This window comes from Actinomycetospora sp. ABD4_176 (assembly GCF_056311855.1).
The window spans coordinates 554,678-570,302 of the sequence record NZ_CM149974.1 but is presented as its reverse complement, the minus strand read 5'-3'; the positions used below and the strand labels follow the sequence as shown (position 1 = coordinate 570,302).

At 74.6% G+C, this 15,625-nt stretch carries 19 protein-coding genes and 1 riboswitch; of the genes, 12 read left to right on the top strand and 7 right to left on the bottom strand.

Annotation, left to right across the window (positions count from 1 at the left end):
• Positions 1-22 precede the first annotated feature (22 nt).
• Together ACYX4T_RS02805 and panB are read left to right on the top strand one after the other, a co-directional pair.
• Entirely contained in the window at positions 23-1,060 is a 1,038-nt protein-coding gene (locus ACYX4T_RS02805) for an NAD(P)/FAD-dependent oxidoreductase (protein WP_476013061.1), read from the top strand.
• Between the two features lie 168 nt (positions 1,061-1,228).
• On the top strand, positions 1,229-2,080 hold the full coding sequence (gene panB, locus ACYX4T_RS02800) for a 3-methyl-2-oxobutanoate hydroxymethyltransferase (protein ID WP_476013060.1): 852 nt from the start codon (positions 1,229-1,231) through the stop codon (positions 2,078-2,080).
• A 5-nt stretch (positions 2,081-2,085) separates the two neighbouring features.
• Here panB and npdG read toward each other — a convergent pair whose 3' ends face one another.
• Both npdG and ACYX4T_RS02790 read right to left on the bottom strand, forming a co-directional pair.
• Positions 2,086-2,796 carry an NADPH-dependent F420 reductase gene (npdG, locus tag ACYX4T_RS02795; RefSeq protein ID WP_476013059.1) on the bottom strand — a complete coding sequence of 237 codons (711 nt, stop codon included), beginning with the start codon at positions 2,794-2,796 and terminating at the stop codon, positions 2,086-2,088.
• Between the two features lie 40 nt (positions 2,797-2,836).
• On the bottom strand, positions 2,837-3,817 hold the full coding sequence (locus ACYX4T_RS02790) for an alpha/beta hydrolase (protein WP_476013058.1): 981 nt from the start codon (positions 3,815-3,817) through the stop codon (positions 2,837-2,839).
• Positions 3,818-4,111: 294 nt separating this feature from the next.
• On the opposite strand from ACYX4T_RS02790, the gene ACYX4T_RS02785 reads away from it, so the two are divergent.
• Complete coding sequence (locus tag ACYX4T_RS02785; protein ID WP_476013057.1) at positions 4,112-4,420, top strand: hypothetical protein; 309 nt, start codon at positions 4,112-4,114, stop codon at positions 4,418-4,420.
• Positions 4,421-4,516: 96 nt separating this feature from the next.
• On the opposite strand, the gene ACYX4T_RS02780 is transcribed toward ACYX4T_RS02785, so the two are convergent.
• Positions 4,517-5,197, bottom strand: coding sequence for a hypothetical protein (locus tag ACYX4T_RS02780; protein ID WP_476013056.1), 681 nt, complete (start codon positions 5,195-5,197; stop codon positions 4,517-4,519).
• Positions 5,198-5,515: 318 nt separating this feature from the next.
• On the opposite strand from ACYX4T_RS02780, the gene ACYX4T_RS02775 reads away from it, so the two are divergent.
• Both ACYX4T_RS02775 and ACYX4T_RS02770 read left to right on the top strand, forming a co-directional pair.
• Positions 5,516-6,634: an alpha/beta fold hydrolase gene (locus ACYX4T_RS02775; protein ID WP_476013055.1), complete on the top strand. Its 1,119-nt coding sequence runs from the start codon at positions 5,516-5,518 to the stop codon at positions 6,632-6,634.
• 79 nt (positions 6,635-6,713) lie between these two features.
• On the top strand, positions 6,714-8,372 hold the full coding sequence (locus ACYX4T_RS02770) for a catalase (protein ID WP_476013054.1): 1,659 nt from the start codon (positions 6,714-6,716) through the stop codon (positions 8,370-8,372).
• A 92-nt stretch (positions 8,373-8,464) separates the two neighbouring features.
• On the opposite strand, the gene ACYX4T_RS02765 is transcribed toward ACYX4T_RS02770, so the two are convergent.
• A complete protein-coding gene (locus ACYX4T_RS02765; RefSeq protein ID WP_476013053.1) occupies positions 8,465-8,695 on the bottom strand; it encodes a DUF2795 domain-containing protein in 231 nt (76 codons plus the stop codon).
• Positions 8,696-8,879: 184 nt separating this feature from the next.
• On the opposite strand from ACYX4T_RS02765, the gene ACYX4T_RS02760 reads away from it, so the two are divergent.
• The 3 genes from ACYX4T_RS02760 (at position 8,880) to ACYX4T_RS02750 (ending at position 10,425) form a co-directional block, all read left to right on the top strand.
• The gene (locus ACYX4T_RS02760) at positions 8,880-9,329 is read left to right on the top strand and encodes a DUF6918 family protein (protein WP_476013052.1); all 450 of its coding nucleotides are present in this window, start codon (positions 8,880-8,882) and stop codon (positions 9,327-9,329) included.
• 91 nt (positions 9,330-9,420) lie between these two features.
• Positions 9,421-9,717 (top strand): EthD family reductase, encoded by a 297-nt coding sequence (locus ACYX4T_RS02755; protein ID WP_476013051.1) that lies wholly within the window; start codon positions 9,421-9,423, stop codon positions 9,715-9,717.
• Between the two features lie 78 nt (positions 9,718-9,795).
• The gene (locus ACYX4T_RS02750) at positions 9,796-10,425 is read left to right on the top strand and encodes a class I SAM-dependent methyltransferase (RefSeq protein WP_476013050.1); all 630 of its coding nucleotides are present in this window, start codon (positions 9,796-9,798) and stop codon (positions 10,423-10,425) included.
• Position 10,426: 1 nt separating this feature from the next.
• On the opposite strand, the gene ACYX4T_RS02745 is transcribed toward ACYX4T_RS02750, so the two are convergent.
• The gene (locus ACYX4T_RS02745) at positions 10,427-11,095 is read right to left on the bottom strand and encodes a biliverdin-producing heme oxygenase (protein ID WP_476013049.1); all 669 of its coding nucleotides are present in this window, start codon (positions 11,093-11,095) and stop codon (positions 10,427-10,429) included.
• 185 nt (positions 11,096-11,280) lie between these two features.
• On the opposite strand from ACYX4T_RS02745, the gene ACYX4T_RS02740 reads away from it, so the two are divergent.
• A complete protein-coding gene (locus ACYX4T_RS02740) occupies positions 11,281-11,769 on the top strand; it encodes a pyridoxamine 5'-phosphate oxidase family protein (RefSeq protein ID WP_476013048.1) in 489 nt (162 codons plus the stop codon).
• 33 nt (positions 11,770-11,802) lie between these two features.
• Here the strand turns inward: ACYX4T_RS02740 and ACYX4T_RS02735 are convergent, their stop codons facing one another.
• On the bottom strand, positions 11,803-12,669 hold the full coding sequence (locus ACYX4T_RS02735; RefSeq protein WP_476013047.1) for a polysaccharide deacetylase family protein: 867 nt from the start codon (positions 12,667-12,669) through the stop codon (positions 11,803-11,805).
• Positions 12,670-12,836: 167 nt separating this feature from the next.
• On the opposite strand from ACYX4T_RS02735, the gene ACYX4T_RS02730 reads away from it, so the two are divergent.
• The 3 genes from ACYX4T_RS02730 to ACYX4T_RS02720 all read left to right on the top strand — a co-directional run bounded on the left by ACYX4T_RS02730 (position 12,837) and on the right by ACYX4T_RS02720 (position 15,241).
• Positions 12,837-14,477 carry a dihydroxyacetone kinase family protein gene (locus ACYX4T_RS02730; RefSeq protein WP_476013046.1) on the top strand — a complete coding sequence of 547 codons (1,641 nt, stop codon included), beginning with the start codon at positions 12,837-12,839 and terminating at the stop codon, positions 14,475-14,477.
• A 63-nt stretch (positions 14,478-14,540) separates the two neighbouring features.
• Positions 14,541-15,008, top strand: coding sequence for a DUF2975 domain-containing protein (locus tag ACYX4T_RS02725; protein WP_476013045.1), 468 nt, complete (start codon positions 14,541-14,543; stop codon positions 15,006-15,008).
• Positions 15,005-15,241 (top strand): helix-turn-helix domain-containing protein, encoded by a 237-nt coding sequence (locus tag ACYX4T_RS02720; protein ID WP_476015168.1) that lies wholly within the window; start codon positions 15,005-15,007, stop codon positions 15,239-15,241. The genes ACYX4T_RS02725 and ACYX4T_RS02720 overlap by 4 nt, the downstream gene beginning before the upstream one ends.
• On the opposite strand, the gene ACYX4T_RS02715 is transcribed toward ACYX4T_RS02720, so the two are convergent.
• The gene (locus ACYX4T_RS02715) at positions 15,225-15,539 is read right to left on the bottom strand and encodes a DMT family transporter (RefSeq protein WP_476013044.1); all 315 of its coding nucleotides are present in this window, start codon (positions 15,537-15,539) and stop codon (positions 15,225-15,227) included. The genes ACYX4T_RS02720 and ACYX4T_RS02715 overlap by 17 nt on opposite strands.
• A gap of 12 nt (positions 15,540-15,551) precedes the next feature.
• Positions 15,552-15,620: riboswitch (guanidine-III (ykkC-III) riboswitch) on the bottom strand.
• Between the last annotated feature and the right edge of the window lie 5 nt (positions 15,621-15,625).

The window sequence follows — 15,625 nt, the reverse complement described above, 5'->3', positions numbered from 1 at the left end:
GTGGGTCACCGGCCGTCGCCCGGTGCTCGAGTCCGTGCTCGCGCAGCGCGCCGAGCACCAGCCGGGGCTCACCGTCCGGCGCGGGGTCCGGGTCACCGGCCTCGTCGAGGGACCGCGCGCCGTCGACGGCGTCCCGCACGTCGCCGGCGTGGTCACCGACCGCGGCGAGCGTCTCCGCGCCGACCTCGTGGTGGACGCCATGGGCCGTCGGAGGCCCGCGGACGCCTGGCTGACCGACCTCGGCGCCGTCGCGCCGGAGCGCGTCGCGGAGGACAGCGGCTTCGCCTACTACACGCGCTACTTCTCCGGTCCCCTGCCCGAGTGGCGCTCGGGGCCCTTGACGCTGCACGGGACGGTCACGCTCCTGACGCTGCCGTCCGACAACGACACGTGGTCGGTGACGGTGTGCGGGAGCTCCCGCGACGTGCCGCTCAAGGAGATGCGACGCCCCGACTGTTTCGACCGCGTCCTGCGCGGCTTCCCGCTCCAGGGCCACTGGGTGGACGCGCCGGCCGAGCCCGGCGTGGAGGTCATGGCCGGGGTGCTCGACCGCACCCGCTCGCTCGTCGTCGACGGCGCGCCGGTCGTCACGGGCTTCACCGCCGTCGGGGACGCCTGGGCCGCCACCAACCCGTCGGCCGGCAAGGGCGTCAGCGTCGGCGTGATGCACGCCCAGCTCCTCCGTGACGTCCTGCGTCGCCACGCCGACGACCCGGCCGCCTTCGCCGCGGCCTTCCACGAGCTCGGGGACGAGCGGGTCGCGCCCTACGTCCGCGACCAGCTGCGTACGGACCGGGCCCGCGTCGCGGAGATGGACGCCCTGCGCCGCGGCGAGACGCCGCCCGCGCCCGATCCCGACGTCGCCGCCTTCGCCGTGGCCGCGATGGAGGACCCCGAGGTCTTCCGCGCCCTCCTCGAGGTCATCACGTGCCTCGCCCTCCCGTCCGAGGTCCTCGCCCGGCCGCGCCTCGCCGACGCCGTCGCCCGGCGCCGTGGAGAGGCACCCGTGCCGCCGCCCGGACCGGACCGCGCGCAGCTGCTGGACCTCATCGCGGGGTGAGCCGGCGCGCCCCCGGAGCGGGCAGCGCGCCGCCCGGCCCGCTCCGCGTTGTGAGGCTGGTCCCAGCGGGCGGCCGCCGCGTCCGCGCGGTGACACGGTGTGCTCATCCACCCCGACGACCCGGGGACCCGCCGCACCCGGTGGGCCTCGAGGCAAGGACGGACGACGATGACGTCACCCCAGGGCACCCCTGCGTCGGCTCCTTCTGGGCGTCCGAAGCGCACCCGCGTGCACCACCTCCAGGAGATGAAGGCCCGCGGCGAGCGCTGGCCGATGCTCACGGCCTACGACGTGAACACCGCGCGGATCTTCGACGAGGCGGGCGTGCCCGTCCTCCTCGTCGGCGACTCGGCCGGCAACACCGTCCTCGGCTACGACACCACGGTGCCGGTGACCACCGAGGAGCTGCTGATCCTCACCCGTGCCGTGGTGCGCGGGGCGCCGCACGCGCTGGTGGTCGCCGACCTCCCGTTCGGCAGCTACCAGGTCTCGGTCGAGCAGGCCGTCACCACCGCGGTCGAGTTCATGAAGTCCGGCGGCGCGCACGCCGTGAAGCTCGAGGGCGGCGCGCACTACGCCGACCGCATCCGCGCGATCGTCGACGCCGGCATCCCGGTGATGGCGCACCTCGGCTTCACCCCGCAGAGCGAGCACGCCCTCGGCGGCTACCGCGTGCAGGGCCGGGGTGACGACGCCGCCGAGAAGCTCCTCGCCGACGCCCGCGCGGTCACCGAGGCCGGCGCGTTCGCGGTCGTGCTCGAGATGGTGCCCGCGCACGTCGCCAAGCGGGTGACGGCCGAGGTGCCGATCCCGACCGTCGGCATCGGCGCCGGCGCCGAGTGCGACGCCCAGGTGCTGGTCTGGACGGACATGGTGGGGCTGGCCGACCCGGCGCGGCGCACCCCGCGGTTCGTCAAGCGCTACGCCGAGATGGGCTCCGTGCTCGCCGAGGCCGCGAGCACCTACGCCCGCGAGGTGCGCGAGGGCGTCTTCCCGGGCCCCGAGCACTCGTTCGACTAGCGCACCTACTCCAGGTCGGTGATCTTGATGCCGGCGTGCACCTTGTAGCGCCGGTTGATCGCGATGAGGTTCGCCGTCAGGCACTCCACCTGGTAGGCGTTGCGCAGCCGTCCGCCGTAGATCCCGCGCACGCCCGGGATGGCGTCGGCGAGGGCGCGCACGACGTCGGTGGCCTCGCGGTCGTCGCCGAGCACGAGGACGTCGCAGTCGACCTCGTCCTGCTCCAGGTCCGCGAGCAGCACCGCGGAGACGTTGTGGAACGCGGCGGTGACCCGCGACCCGGGCAGCAGCTGCTCGGCCTGCTGCGCGGCGCTGCCCTCCTCGACCGGCAGCGGGTACGGGCCCTTCTTGTCGAACCCGATCGGCACGACGCAGTCGACGACGATCTTGCCCTCGAGATGCTCGGCGAGCCCCCGCAGCGTCTCGGCGTGGGACTCCCACGGCACCGCGGCGACGACGACGTCGGCCTCGGCCGCGCAGGTCGCGTTGTCCGCGCCCCGGACGTGGTCGACGCCGGCGGCCTGGCGGTACTCCTGGGCCTTGTTCTCGGCGCGCTCGGCGGCGCGCGAGCCGACGATGACCCGGATCCCGGCCCGGGCCCAGCGCAGCGCCAGCCCCTCGCCCTGGTTGCCGGTGCCGCCGAGCACCCCGACGGTCAGGGTGGTCGGGTCGACGGCCCCGTCGGAGGACGAGTCGGACGAGGTCGGTGCGTTCACGGCGCGGGCTCCCAGCACGAACGGTCAGGACGGACGGTCTCTACCACGATCGGCCGGTGGGCAACCCGGCGAGCATCCCGGCCAGCTCGGCGTGCAGCGCCGCGACCGCGGCGTCGGCGGCCCGTACCGCGGCGGTGAACCCGTAGAAGCCGTGCACCAGGGCGGGGTGCTCGCGTCGGCGGGCGTCCACGCCGGCGGCGGTGAGCGCGTCGGCGAAGGCGTGACCGGCGTCGCGCAGCGGGTCGTAGCCGGCCGTCGCCACGATCGTCGGCGGGAACCCCGTCAGCGTCTCCGCCCGCAGCGGCGAGAGCCGGACGTCGCCGCGCGGGTCGTGGCCGGCGAGGTAGAGCTTGGAGCAGGCCCGGACGTCGGACGCGGTGAGCCAGTAGCCCTCGGCGTTCTCGGCGACCGACGGGTAGCGGCCCTCGAAGTCCGGCGGCGGGTACACGAGCAGGCACGCCGCCGGCGCCCGGCCCTCGTCGCGCAGCGCCAGCGCGGTGACCGCGGCGAGGTTGGCGCCGGCGCTGTCCCCGACGAGGGCGACCGGCCGCGACCCGTCGTGCAGGGCCCGGACCGCGGCGAGGGTGTCGTCCAGCGGCGTCGGGAAGGGGTGCTCGGGAGCGAGGCGGTGGTCGAGGGCGGCGACGTCGGCGCCGAGGTCGTCGGCGAGCCGGGCGGCGACGGCGTCGTAGGCGTCGCCCCCGCCGAGCACCCACCCGCCGCCGTGCACGAAGACGACGAGGGCGTCCGAGGTGCGGTCCGCCGGGCGGTGCCACCGCACCGCGACCCCGCCCGCCTCGCCGGCCTGCGGCGGACGCGCCGGCCGCCCCGCCGCCTCGGTCATCTGCGCGGTGAACCGGGCCCGGGCCTCGCGGACACCGTCGCCGCCGTCGGTCGACCCGGGCACCGTGCCGGCGAACATGGCGGGCTGGTCGGCCCACCGGTCGAGCAGCGCGCGCACCCCCGGGTCGAGGGGCGCGCGGTCGGTGTCGGCCTCGGGACCGTCGGGTACGGCGCTCATCGGCGCCACCCTAGGACTCGGCGCAGGTTCACCTGCTCGGGTCATCCCCGCCATCCGGGTGACGCCGGGATGATGGGCGGCGACGACGGGGGACCCGCCGTTGCCGAATCGATACCGAAGGCGGGGAACCTGCCGGCCCCCGCAGGCGTCATCCCGGTGTCGATCCCCGCGACGCCCCGGAGCTCTCCGGCCTGCCCGGCCGCGAGCGCCGGCGCGGCTCCCCGACGCGCCCCCGCTGCACCCTCACTGCACCCTCACTGCACCCTCACGACCTCGAAGGACCGACGCACCGCGATGGCACTCCCCTGGCCGCACAGCACCCCGACCCTGCCCCGTCCCGTCCCCGCGCCGAGTCCGGCCGCGCGCGTCGCGGCGCTGACCGACCGCGTCGGCACCGCCGCGCGCCGCCGACCCGCGCTCATCCGCCTCGGGGAGATCGCGGCCAACCCGCTCACCGCGCTGGTCGTCATGCTCCTCGGCCTCGCGCTGCTCTTCGTCCTGCCCACGGTCGGGCTGCCGTTCGTGGCGCTCGTGGTCCTGCCCGCGGTCGTGTTCCACCTGCGCCCCGAGCGCCGCACCGCGCTGCGTCGCCCCCTGGGCTGACCGCGCCTCCCGGGTCCCGCACCGACGGCCCCGCTCCCCACGAGGGGGCGGGGCCGTCGGCGTCCCGGGCCGGGGAGCCCCGTGGTGCGGGTCGGCTCAGCCGTCGCCCGCCGACCCGCTCGTGGGGGTGCCGGACGAGGGCTCCGAGGTCGGCTGCGAGGTCGGCTCCGACGTCGGCTCCGACGTCGGCTCCGAGGTCGGCTCGGAGGACGACCCGGTCGTCGGCGTGCTGCTCGGGGTGCTGCTCGGAGTGGTGCCGGGCGTGCTCGGGGTCGTGCTCGGCGTCGTCGTCCCCGGCCGGGTCGTGGGGCGCCCGCCGGTCGACGAGGTCGGGCGCGAGGGCCGGTCGTCGCCCCGCGCCGCGGGCGCCGAGCGGGGCGCGGTCCCGACCCGCGCGGGCGCCGGGCCCGGTGCGGCCGATCCCGGGCCCGCGGTGGCCGCGGCCGGGGCCGGCGGCACCGGGAGGGGCTGCTGGTCGGCGCGCAGGTCGAGGTCCGCGACGGTCGGGGTGATCGTCGTGGGTGACGGCAGCGTTGCACCGATCGGCGCGAGGGCGGGGGCCGCCCAGGGCAGGGGGCTGTCCTGCTCGGCCTCCGCGACCGGCAGCCCGACGCTGGTCGAGGACTGGGTGATCGTCTGGTAGACCGCCGTCGACAGCGACGCCGCGCCGACGATCCCGACGCCGAGGCCGGCGAGGACCCGGGCCCGCCGCTCCCGCCGCCGGTCCCCCGGGTCGACCTCGCCGGGCGTCTCCGGGACCAGCTCGGACGGCGTCACGGTGATCGGTCTCCTCGTCCCTCGGCGGCCCGGACCGGCGCGCGCCGCGTTCCTCCCGCGGCGCCTCGCCGCCCCGGAACGACGGGCCCGGGGCGGCGCCACCCGATCCAACGCGGCATCGGTGTGATCGTCGTTCTGACGATCGGGCGGAACCGTCGAGGCCCGGACGGCCCAGCGCGCTGGGCCACGAATGTCCCGTCGACCTGCGGGAACCCGCGGCGGAGCCCCTGCCAGGAGTCACCGATCGTGACCGCCCCTCACGACGCGTGAGTGACGGCGGCCGCCGCCCGCGCCCGGACGGCCCTAGCATCTCCGCGCGTGACCGCCGAGCAGCAGCCGCCCGCGCCGACGTCCGGGCCCTCGCTGCCCGCCCTCGCCTCCGGGCCGGCGCGGACCGCGTCGCGCATCGGGGAGAACCTGCGGGACTGGGTGACCCGCGGCCACCTCGCCGACACCCGCCGCATGCCGCGCCTGCCGGTCCTGCTCAGCGACGGCTACACGGTGCACCGCTACGAGCCCACCGTCCCCGTCGACCCTGCGCTCGCCCCGCTGTTGCTCGTGCCCCCGCTCGGCGCCCCGGACTTCGCCTTCGACCTGCGCCGCGGCGCGAGCCTCGTCGAGGACCTGCTGGACACCGGGCGCGAGATCTTCATCGTCACCTACGACGCCACAGGGCCGGGCGCGGGCCGTCGCGGGCTCGAACTGTGGGTCGACGAGATCCTCCCGGCCGCCCTGTACGCCGTCGCCGAGAAGCACGAGGACAGGCCTGTGCACCTCGCCGGCTGGAGCCTCGGCGGCCTGTTCACGCTGCTCACGGCGGCGAGCGGGGTGTCGGGCGCGCCCATCCGCTCGGTGACGGCCTTCGCGTCGCCCGTCGACGTCTCCGCGGTCCCCCTCGTGGCGCCGTTCCGGTCGGTCGCCGAGTACACCGGCGGCCGGATCTTCTCCACGGCCTACCGCACGCTCGGTTCGTTCCCGGCGACGGCGGTGAAGTGGGCGTTCCAGCTCACCAGCGTCGAGCGCTACCTGACCAAGCCCGTGACGCTCGCGACCCACCTCGACGACCGGGAGCTGCTGGAGCAGATCGAGGCCGTCGACCTGCTCATGGCGAGCATGACCGCCTACCCCGGGCGGGCGTTCGGGCAGATCTACCACCACGTGATCCGCTCGAACGACCTCGCCGAGGACCGGCTGGCCCTCGCCGGGCGCCGGGTGCGCCTGGCCGACGTCGACGTCCCGGTGCTGCTCGTCGCGGGTGCCGACGACGTCATCGCGCCGGTCGCGGCGGTCGAGCGCGCCACGGAGCTGCTGACCGGGAGCCCCGACCTGCGCTTCGTCGTCCACCCCGGGGGGCACCTCGGCGTGCTCGCCGGGCGCCGGGCCCGCGAGCACGCGTGGCGGGATCTCGAGGCGTTCCTCGCCGACCACGATCACTGATCGACCCGTGTTGGGGGCGACGGAGCGTCGGGTAGGCCCGGACGGTTCGCCGGCAGTCCCCCACCACGAGGAGCTCCTCATGACCGACGTGTCCAGCCAGGGCCCGGCCCGCGGCGACGACCGCTCGGTGCTCACGAACCGCCAGGGCCACCCGGTCTACGACAACCAGAACCAGCGCACGATCGGCGCCCGCGGCCCGGCCACGCTGGAGAACTACCAGTTCCTGGAGAAGATCAGCCACTTCGACCGGGAGCGGATCCCCGAGCGCGTCGTCCACGCCCGCGGCGCCCTGTCGTACGGGTACTTCGAGGCGTACGGCACCTGGGGCGACGAGCCGATCTCCCGCTACACCCGCGCCACGCTGTTCGGTGAGCAGGGCAAGCGCACCGACGTCGCCGTCCGGTTCTCGACGGTCATCGGTGGCCGCGACTCGGCCGAGACGGCGCGCGACCCCCGCGGGTTCGCCGTGAAGTTCTACACCGAGGACGGCAACTGGGACCTCGTCGGCAACAACCTCGGCGTCTTCTTCATCCGGGACGCCATCAAGTTCCCCGACGTCATCCACGCGCTCAAGCCGGACCCCGTGACCTTCCGCCAGGAGCCGAACCGCATCTTCGACTTCATGTCGCAGGTGCCCGAGAGCATGCACATGCTCGTCAACCTGTTCAGCCCGCGCGGCATCCCGTCGGACTACCGCCACCAGCAGGGATTCGGCGTCAACACGTACAAGTGGCTGAACGAGCAGGGTGAGTCGGTGCTGGTCAAGTACCACTGGATCCCGACGCAGGGCGTGCGGTCGATGACCGAGGACGACGCCGCGAACATCCAGGCAGGAGAGCTCGGCCACGCCACCAAGGACCTCTACGAGGCCATCGAGCGCGGCGACTACCCCGAGTGGGAGCTCCGCGTCCAGATGATGAGCGACGAGGAGCACCCCGAGCTCGACTTCGACCCGCTCGACGACACCAAGACGTGGCCGGAGAACGAGTTCCCGCCGAAGCCGGTGGGGCGCATGGTGCTCGACCGCAACGTCGTCAACCAGTTCGCCGAGAACGAGCAGATCGCGTTCGGCACCGGCGTGCTCGTCGACGGGCTCGACTTCTCCGACGACAAGATGCTCGTCGGCCGGACGTTCTCGTACTCCGACACCCAGCGCTACCGCGTCGGTCCGAACTACCTGCAGCTGCCGGTGAACCAGCCGAAGGCGCCGGTGGCGACGAACCAGCGCGACGGGCAGATGGAGTACACCGTCGACCACGGGGTCAACCAGAACCCGCACGTCAACTACGAGCCCTCGATCCACGGCGGGGTGCGGGAGGGTCAGTACCCGCACCACGACGAGCAGGGCCCGGTGATCGAGGGCCGGCTGACGCGCCGGCGCATCCCGCTGGCCAACGACTACCAGCAGGCCGGCCAGCGCTACCTGGTGATGGAGGGCTGGGAGCGCGACGACCTGGTGAACAACTTCGTCGGGCTGCTCTCCCAGTGCGAGCGCGACGTCCAGGAGCGCATGGTCTGGCACTTCTTCCTCGTCGAGGACGACCTGGGCAACCGGGTCGGCGAGGGCCTGGGCATCAAGGCCTCGGACGTCTCGCACCTCGAGCCGTTGGCGAGCCAGACGCTGACCGAGTCCGACCAGCAGCGCCTGGCGAACCTCGGCAGCAACGGCACCCGCGACGTCGGTGACCTGGTCATGACGCACACCGTGCCGAACGAGCGGTTCGTGACCAGCCGCTGACGGTTCGCGGCCACCCTTGAACCGACCGAAGGGCCCCTTCGCTCGACCTGGTCGAGCGACGGGGCCCTTCGGTCGTTCCGGGGAAGGCTCTCTCAGCGCGCCTCGGGCGGGATCTCGTCGGGGTGGTCGTCCTCGGCGAGCGACACCGAGGCGACGACGTCGGACGGGCTGCCGTACTCCACCGGCGGGATCGCGCGCAGGGCGCGGGCCGTCCGATCGTCGTCGCGACGGCGGGCGGCCTCGACGAGCGTGTCGCGGTCGGCGGGGAACGAGACACCGTCCAGGGCGGCGTCGAGGCGATCACGGGTGGTGGACGCGGACACGGGCGGCTCCTCGGTCGGGCCCCGGTCGTTCCGGGGCGCGGGCCGTGGTGCCCGCCGCGCCCCGCGCGGCACACCCGGGCGCACGGAACCACACGGATGTGGTTCACCCGGCCCTGCCGGAGATCCCACCCCGCGGCTCCCGTACGGTCGGCGCCGCTCCCCTGCTCCCCGAGGAAGGACACCGATGGCCGAGACGCTCAAGGCACGCCTTCTCGACTCCGACCGGCGCGGTGCGGTCGTCGCGGACCTCGACGGCCTCGTCGACGCCGAGGTCGCGAACAAGAGCGGCCTGTCCGGCGGCATCGTCAAGACGGGCTACGCCGCCCTCAAGAAGGTCAAGCCGGGCATCGTGCCCGAGGCGATCGACAAGATGCTCGACGAGTTCGTCGACCAGCTCGAGCCCTTCTGGGCCACCTACACCACCGAGGCCACCGGCGACTTCGGCACGTTCCTCGGCACCCGCCCGCACGAGGCGTCCGAGGCCCTGCTGACGGTCACCGACCGGCGCGCGGAGCGCAGCAGCCGCGCGGCGATCACGTCGATCTACGGCAAGCTGCGCCCGAAGGCGCAGGAGAACGTCATCGAGGCCCTCCCGGGTCTCGGCGCGGTGATCGAGAAGCACGCGCGCGTCTGATCTCCCCGCTCCCCCACCGGCGGCCCCGGGACCACGAACTGCTCCGAACGGACCGTGGCTCCGGGGCCGCCGTTCGTGGTGGGGTGATCCGGTGCACATCCTCACGGTTCTCTACAACCACCCCGACGACCCCGCGGCGTTCGACAAGCACTACCAGGGCACTCACGCGCCGCTGGTCGACCCGATCCCCGGCGTCAGGTCGTTCACCTACCGCCGCTGCGCGTCGTTGGACGAGAACCCGCCGCCGTACTACCTCATCGCCGAGCTCGCCTTCGACTCGCTCGAGGACCTGCAGGCCGGCCTGGGCTCCGAGGCCGGCCAACGCGCGGTCGACGACGTGCCCAACTTCGCCGGGGCCGGCGTCACGATGTTCGTGGCCCACGACTGACCTCTCTCCGGGGCCTTGACCTCGACGACGGTCGAGGTCACAGGCTCGGGGGCGTCACCCGACGCCACGGAGGTCAGCATGTCCACACCCGCCCCGTCCCGCTTCCAGGACGCCTACCTCTCCGGCGAGCCGCCGTGGATCATCGGCGAGCCCCAGCCCGCGATCGTCGCCGCCGAGGCCGAGGGGCTGCTGCGGGGCCGGGTGCTCGACCTCGGCTGCGGCACCGGCGAGCACACCGTCCTGCTCGCCGCCCGCGGCTACGACGTCGTCGGGGCCGACTCCGCGCCCGCCGCCCTGGACCGCGCCCGGGCGATCGCGGCGGACCGCGACGTCGCGGCCACCTTCGTCGAGGCCGACGCCCTGCACCCCGACGACCTGCGCGGCTTCGACACCGTCCTCGACAGCGCGCTGTTCCACATCTTCGACACCGAGGACCAGGGCCGGTACGCCGACGCCCTGCGCGACGTGGTGGTCGACGGCGGGCGGGTCGTGCTGCTGGGACTCGCGCCCGGACCGGCGTTCGGCCCCGAGGTGACCGACGACGAGATCCGGGCGGCGTTCGGCCGCCCGGGCTGGCGGATCGAGGAGCTGCGCGAGAGCACCTACCGCGGGCGGGTGCCCGACGCCGAGCAGGCGGAGACGCTGCGCGTGCCCGTCGGCGGGCACGTCGACCTGCCGGCGTGGCTGGCGGTGGCGCGCCGGGTCTGACTCAGGCCGCGAGGTCCTCCGGCGGCACCGTGCCGGCCAGCTCGGCGAGCATCGCGATGTTGAGCTCGAAGGCGTGGCACGCCTCGTCGGCGATCCGGGCGCGCTCGACGTCGTCCCACGCCGCCTCGCCGGCGGCGTCGAGCAGCGCGCGGTAGCGGGTGCGGAAGGGCGGCACGGGGCCGAGGGCGGCGAAGTCGTAGAAGCGGGCGCCGTCCCCGGTCACGCCGTAGGTGCGCCGCAGCAGCCCGCGCACCGCCTGCCCGCCGGCAAGGTCGCCGAGGTAGCGCGTGTAGTGGTGGGCGACCCAGCCGCCGGGCCAGGCGTCGACGGTCGCGCGGATGCGGTCGGCGTAGGCGGCGGTGGCGGGCAGCGGGGCGAGGTCGTCGGCCCAGGCGGGTCCGCGGAGGAACGCGAGGTCGGTGGCAATGGCGTCGCGACGGTGCAGCGCGTCGACCGCGAAGCCGCCCGCGACGGGGTGGTCGCGCAGCCGGTCGGCGCCGTCCTCGAGCGCCGAGTAGACATGCCAGTACTGGACGACGAGCGTCGCGTAGTCGTCGAGCGCGAGGCGCCCGCCGAGCAGGGCGTCCATGTAGGTCGAGTGGTGCGCGCGCTCGTGGGCGGCGGCGGTGGCACGACGCAGGGCCTGGGAGAAGGGCTGGTGCTCGCTCACGGTCCGCCTCCGGTGTCGCTGGGCTACCGACGACGACACTAGGGTCCGCGATCGAGTAAGGCTAGCCTCACCCGACCGGCGGCGGCGTCCGCCAGGCGATGCTCGCGGCCGACGCCGCCGAGTACGACGTCGCCGGGGTCCGCAGCCCGACCCGGCTGTCGGGGGTCGGCCCTACGGTCCGGTGCATGGCTCTCTGGACCGACTTCGCCGCGGCCGCGCCCCGCATCGCCGAGGTCTTCACACGTCGCCACGCCGCCACCGGGTCGCTGTGCATGCTCGGCACGTTGAGACCCGACGGCTTCCCCCGCATCAGCCCGATGGAGCCGCGGTTCCTCGAGGGCGACCTGTGGCTGGTCGGCATGCCGGACACCGCGAAGTTCGCGGACCTGCGCGCCGACCCGCGGTTCGCCCTGCACACCGCGACGACCGACACGCGGGTCAGCGAGGGCGACGCGAAGCTCTGGGGCCGGGTCGAGGACGTCCGCGACGAGGCGCTGCACCAGCGCTTCGCCGAGGCGGTCTACGAGGAGATCGGGCTCGACCTGCGCGGCCAGCGCTTCGACCAGTTCCTCCGGACGGACATCCTCGGTGCGGCGTCCGTGGCCGTCGGCGAGCACATGGACGTCACCACGTGTCGGGAGGGCGGTGCGGAGAGGGTCGTCCGCAAGCACTGACCGCCGACAGCGCGGTCAGCGCGGTCAGCGCGGTCAGCTCGGCAGGACGAACTGGTAGCCCTGCTCCTGCAGCCAGGGCAGGAGCTGCCGCACGGCCTCGACCGTCTGCTCGCGCGGTCCGCCGCCGTCGTGGAAGAGCACGACCGCGCCGGGGTGCATGCCCTGCTGGACGCTGTCGACGATCGCGGCGGTCCCGGGCTGGGTCCAGTCCAGGGTGTCGACCGACCAGCTCAGCGGACGCATGCCGGTCTCCGCCGCGACCTGGTCGAGGGCCGGCGTCCAGGCACCCTCCGGGGCGCGGAAGTAGTCGATCGTGGCGGGCGGGTCGACGACCTCGGCGATCGTGGTCCGGCTGTTGTTCAGTTGGCGGCTCATGGTGTCGTGGTCGCCGTAGCCCACGGTCGCGTCGTGGGTCATCGTGTGGTCGCAGAGGCGGTGACCCTCGGCGACGATGCGCTGCATCAGTTCGGGCTGGGCCACGGCCTGGTCCCCGATGGTGCAGAACGTGGCCTTTGCCCCGTACTCGGCCAGGAGGTCGAGCACCTGCGGCGTGTACGGCGGGGTCGGCCCGTCGTCGAAGGTCAGGGCCACCGTCGGCCGGTCGGTGCCGGTGTCGGTGACGGTGAGACGAGACGGTGTGATCGCGGGGCGGGCGAAGCCCGGCATGCCGAGGGCCGGGGCGTCCTCGGCGGCGCGGACCGGGCGACCGGCGGCGTTCACGGCCGCGGGCGCGGTGACGGCCGGGCCGGTCGCGAGGACCTGGCGTGCGCCGACGTCACTGAGCACGACGGCGGTCACGCCGGTCATCAGCGCGATCGTCGTCAGCAGCCCGGCCCATCGGTAGATGTAGGGCGGGCTGACGATCTGGCGCAGGATGACGCGCTGCCGAGGAGTGAGCATCAATCTCATCCGTCCCATCAGTCACAGGCGTCACAGCGAGAGACACCATAGAGGGCCTCTCTCGTGACGAGCGAGGGACCCTCTACGTCTGATCGAGTGAATGTCGTTCCAGGACGACCGGGGCGGCTCGCCGTTCACGTACGCGGGCGGCGGGGAAGCCCGCCCGCGTGAAGAAGCTGATCAACGCGACCGAGGACGTCGTCCCCGAGGCCCTGACCGGGGTCGCCCGGGTCACCGAGGGCGCCGCACTGGTGGAGGGCCACCGCGTCCTCGTGCGCAGGGACCGGACAGCGGGACGGGTTGCCGTCCTCTCGGGTGGGGGCTCGGGCCACGAGCCCGCGTTCGCCGGGTACGTCGGGCCGGGACACCTCGACGGCGCCGTGTGCGGCGAGGTGTTCGCCTCGCCCGGGGTGGACGCCGTGCTCGCGGCGATCCGCGCGGTCGACGACCCGACGCTGCTCGTCGTCATGAACTACACCGGCGACCGGCTCAACTTCGGCCTGGCCGCGCAGCTCGCGCGCGCCGAGGGCCGGGAGTGCGCCATGATCACCGTCGCCGACGACGTCGCCCTCGACGCCGACGACGACGTCACCGCCGGCCGCCGCGGCCTCGCCGGGACGGTGCTCGTGACCAAGGTGGCCGGCGCCGCGGCGGCCGCGGGCCGGTCGCTCGAGGAGGTCACCGAGGCCGCGCGGGCCGCCGCTGCCGTGGTGGGCACGATGGGCCTCGCGCTGAGCCCGGCGACCGTGCCCGGCGGCGAGGCCGGTTTCTCGCTCGGCGACGAGGAGATCGAGATCGGGCTCGGCATCCACGGCGAGCCCGGCGTGCGGCGGGAGTCGCTGCGCGGAGCGGACGAGCTCGTCGACGAGCTGGTCGCGACCGTGTGCGACGACCGCGGGATCGGCGCCGGCGACCGCGTCGTCGTCCTGGTCAACGGCACCGGCGCCACGCCGCCGATGGAGCTCTCGATCGTGCTGCGACGTGCCGTCGAGAACCTCGGCGAGCGTGGCGTCACCGTCGAGCGCGGCTGGTCGGGCACCTTCCTCTCGTCGATCGACATGGCCGGGGTGTCGGTCGCGCTGCTGCCCGTCGACGACGACCGCCTCGCGCTGATCGACGCGCCCGCCCGCTCGGCGGGCTGGCCGTCGGGCTCCGGCGTGCTCTCCGGTCCGGCGTCCGAGCCCGTGCCGTCGGTCGGCGTGCGGGGCGAGGCGACGCCGGTCTCCGGCGACGGCTCCGGGCGGCTGCGCGGCACGGTGGAGGCGGTCGACCGGGCGGTCCAGGAGGCCGAGGACCACCTCACCGAGCTCGACGCCGCCACCGGCGACGGCGACCTCGGCACCTCGCTGTCCCGTGGGGCGAAGGCGGTGCAGGACGACCTCGACACCACCGACCTCGACGACCCCGTCGCCACCCTGCGCACGGTCGCCGCGTCGGTGCGCCGGGCCATCGGCGGCACCTCCGGCCCGCTGCTCGCGACGGCGCTGCTGCACGCGGCCGAGCACCTCGACGCCGGCGGGTCGCCGGACGAGGCCCTGCGCGCCGCCGCGGACGGGATCGCCGACCTCGGCGGGGCCCGGCGCGGCGACCGCACCCTGCTCGACGCCCTCTACCCCGCCGCCGACACGCTCGCGTCCTCCGGCTCGATGGCCGACGCCGCCGACGCCGCGGCCGAGGGCGCCGAGGCCACCGCGACCATGACCCCCCGCCGGGGCCGGTCGAGCTACCTCGGCGAGCGCGCCCACGGCCACCGCGACGCCGGCGCCGAGGCCGTCGTGGTCGTGCTGCGGGCACTGGCCGACGCCTGACACCGGTCGCGACCGGCAGGGCCGACTATTGACTTTCGATAGGTATCGCTCGACGATCGATCCATGAGCCCGATCGTCATCGGTGCCCTGCGGGCACTCCTCGCCCTCATCGCGCTCGGGGCCCTGGCCGGTCAGGTCGCGATCGTCGTCGCCGTCGTCCTCGGGTTCGCCGGGGGCGGGGTGACGGGCGTGGCGCTGCTCTACGCCGTGCTCGGCGTCGCGGCGCTCGCCGCCCTCGAGGTGGGTCTGGTCGCCCTGTGGGTGCTGCTGGCGATGGTCCGCCGCGGGGCGATCTTCGACGACGCCGCCTTCCGCTGGGTCCGCGTCGTGACCGTCGCCGGTCTCGTCGCCGCGCTCGTCGTCGCCACGGTCTGCGTGCACTACGGGGAGGTCGACGACGCGCCCGGCATGGTCCTCATCGGCGGTGCGGTCGCGGTCGGCGGCGCCGCCTACGCCCTGCTCATGCTCGTCATGCGCGGGCTGCTGGCGAACGCGACGGGGCTGCGCCGCGAGCTCGACGAGGTGGTCTGATGATCGTCGTCGACATCGACGTCATGCTCGCGCGCCGCAAGATGTCGGTCACCGAGTTCGCCGAGGCCGTCGGCATCACCCCGGCCAACGTCGCCGTGCTCAAGAACGGTCGCGCCAAGGCCGTCCGCTTCACGACCCTCGACGCCGTCTGCCGCGTCCTCGACTGCCAGCCCGGCGACGTCCTGCGCCGGGTGCCCGACGAGGAGCACGCGCACGTCAGCCCAGCGCCCTGAGCCCGATCACGCCGCCGACGATCGCCAGCAGGAAGACGATCCGCAGCGCGCTCACCGGCTCCTCGCCCGTGGCCATCGCGTAGGCGACGGTCAGGGCCGCGCCGATCCCGACCCAGACCGCGTACGAGGTGCCGGTCGGCAGGGTGCGCATGGCCCACGCCAGCCCGATCATGCTCAGGAGCAGGGCGACGACGAAGACGATCGACGGCACGAGCCGGGAGAAGCCGGCGGCCTTGCCGAGGGCGGTCGCCCAGACGGCTTCCAGGACACCGGAGACGACGAGCACGATCCACGCCATGAGGGGCCTCGCAGGGTCGCCGTCTTGTCGTGGGCTGGGTACGGCGCCGCTCGTCCAGGAGCCCCGATCGCCGGGGCACGCGGTCA

Coding starts and splice junctions, on each gene's coding strand:
- ACYX4T_RS02785 (WP_476013057.1), top strand. CDS start 4,112: ATGGCACTCCCCTGGCCGCACAGCACCCCGACCCTGCCCCGTCCCGTC.
- ACYX4T_RS02790 (WP_476013058.1), bottom strand. CDS start 3,817: ATGAGCGCCGTACCCGACGGTCCCGAGGCCGACACCGACCGCGCGCCC.
- ACYX4T_RS02735 (WP_476013047.1), bottom strand. CDS start 12,669: ATGCTCACTCCTCGGCAGCGCGTCATCCTGCGCCAGATCGTCAGCCCG.
- ACYX4T_RS02725 (WP_476013045.1), top strand. CDS start 14,541: ATGAGCCCGATCGTCATCGGTGCCCTGCGGGCACTCCTCGCCCTCATC.
- ACYX4T_RS02715 (WP_476013044.1), bottom strand. CDS start 15,539: ATGGCGTGGATCGTGCTCGTCGTCTCCGGTGTCCTGGAAGCCGTCTGG.
- ACYX4T_RS02770 (WP_476013054.1), top strand. CDS start 6,714: ATGACCGACGTGTCCAGCCAGGGCCCGGCCCGCGGCGACGACCGCTCG.
- ACYX4T_RS02760 (WP_476013052.1), top strand. CDS start 8,880: ATGGCCGAGACGCTCAAGGCACGCCTTCTCGACTCCGACCGGCGCGGT.
- ACYX4T_RS02740 (WP_476013048.1), top strand. CDS start 11,281: ATGGCTCTCTGGACCGACTTCGCCGCGGCCGCGCCCCGCATCGCCGAG.
- ACYX4T_RS02750 (WP_476013050.1), top strand. CDS start 9,796: ATGTCCACACCCGCCCCGTCCCGCTTCCAGGACGCCTACCTCTCCGGC.
- panB (WP_476013060.1), top strand. CDS start 1,229: ATGACGTCACCCCAGGGCACCCCTGCGTCGGCTCCTTCTGGGCGTCCG.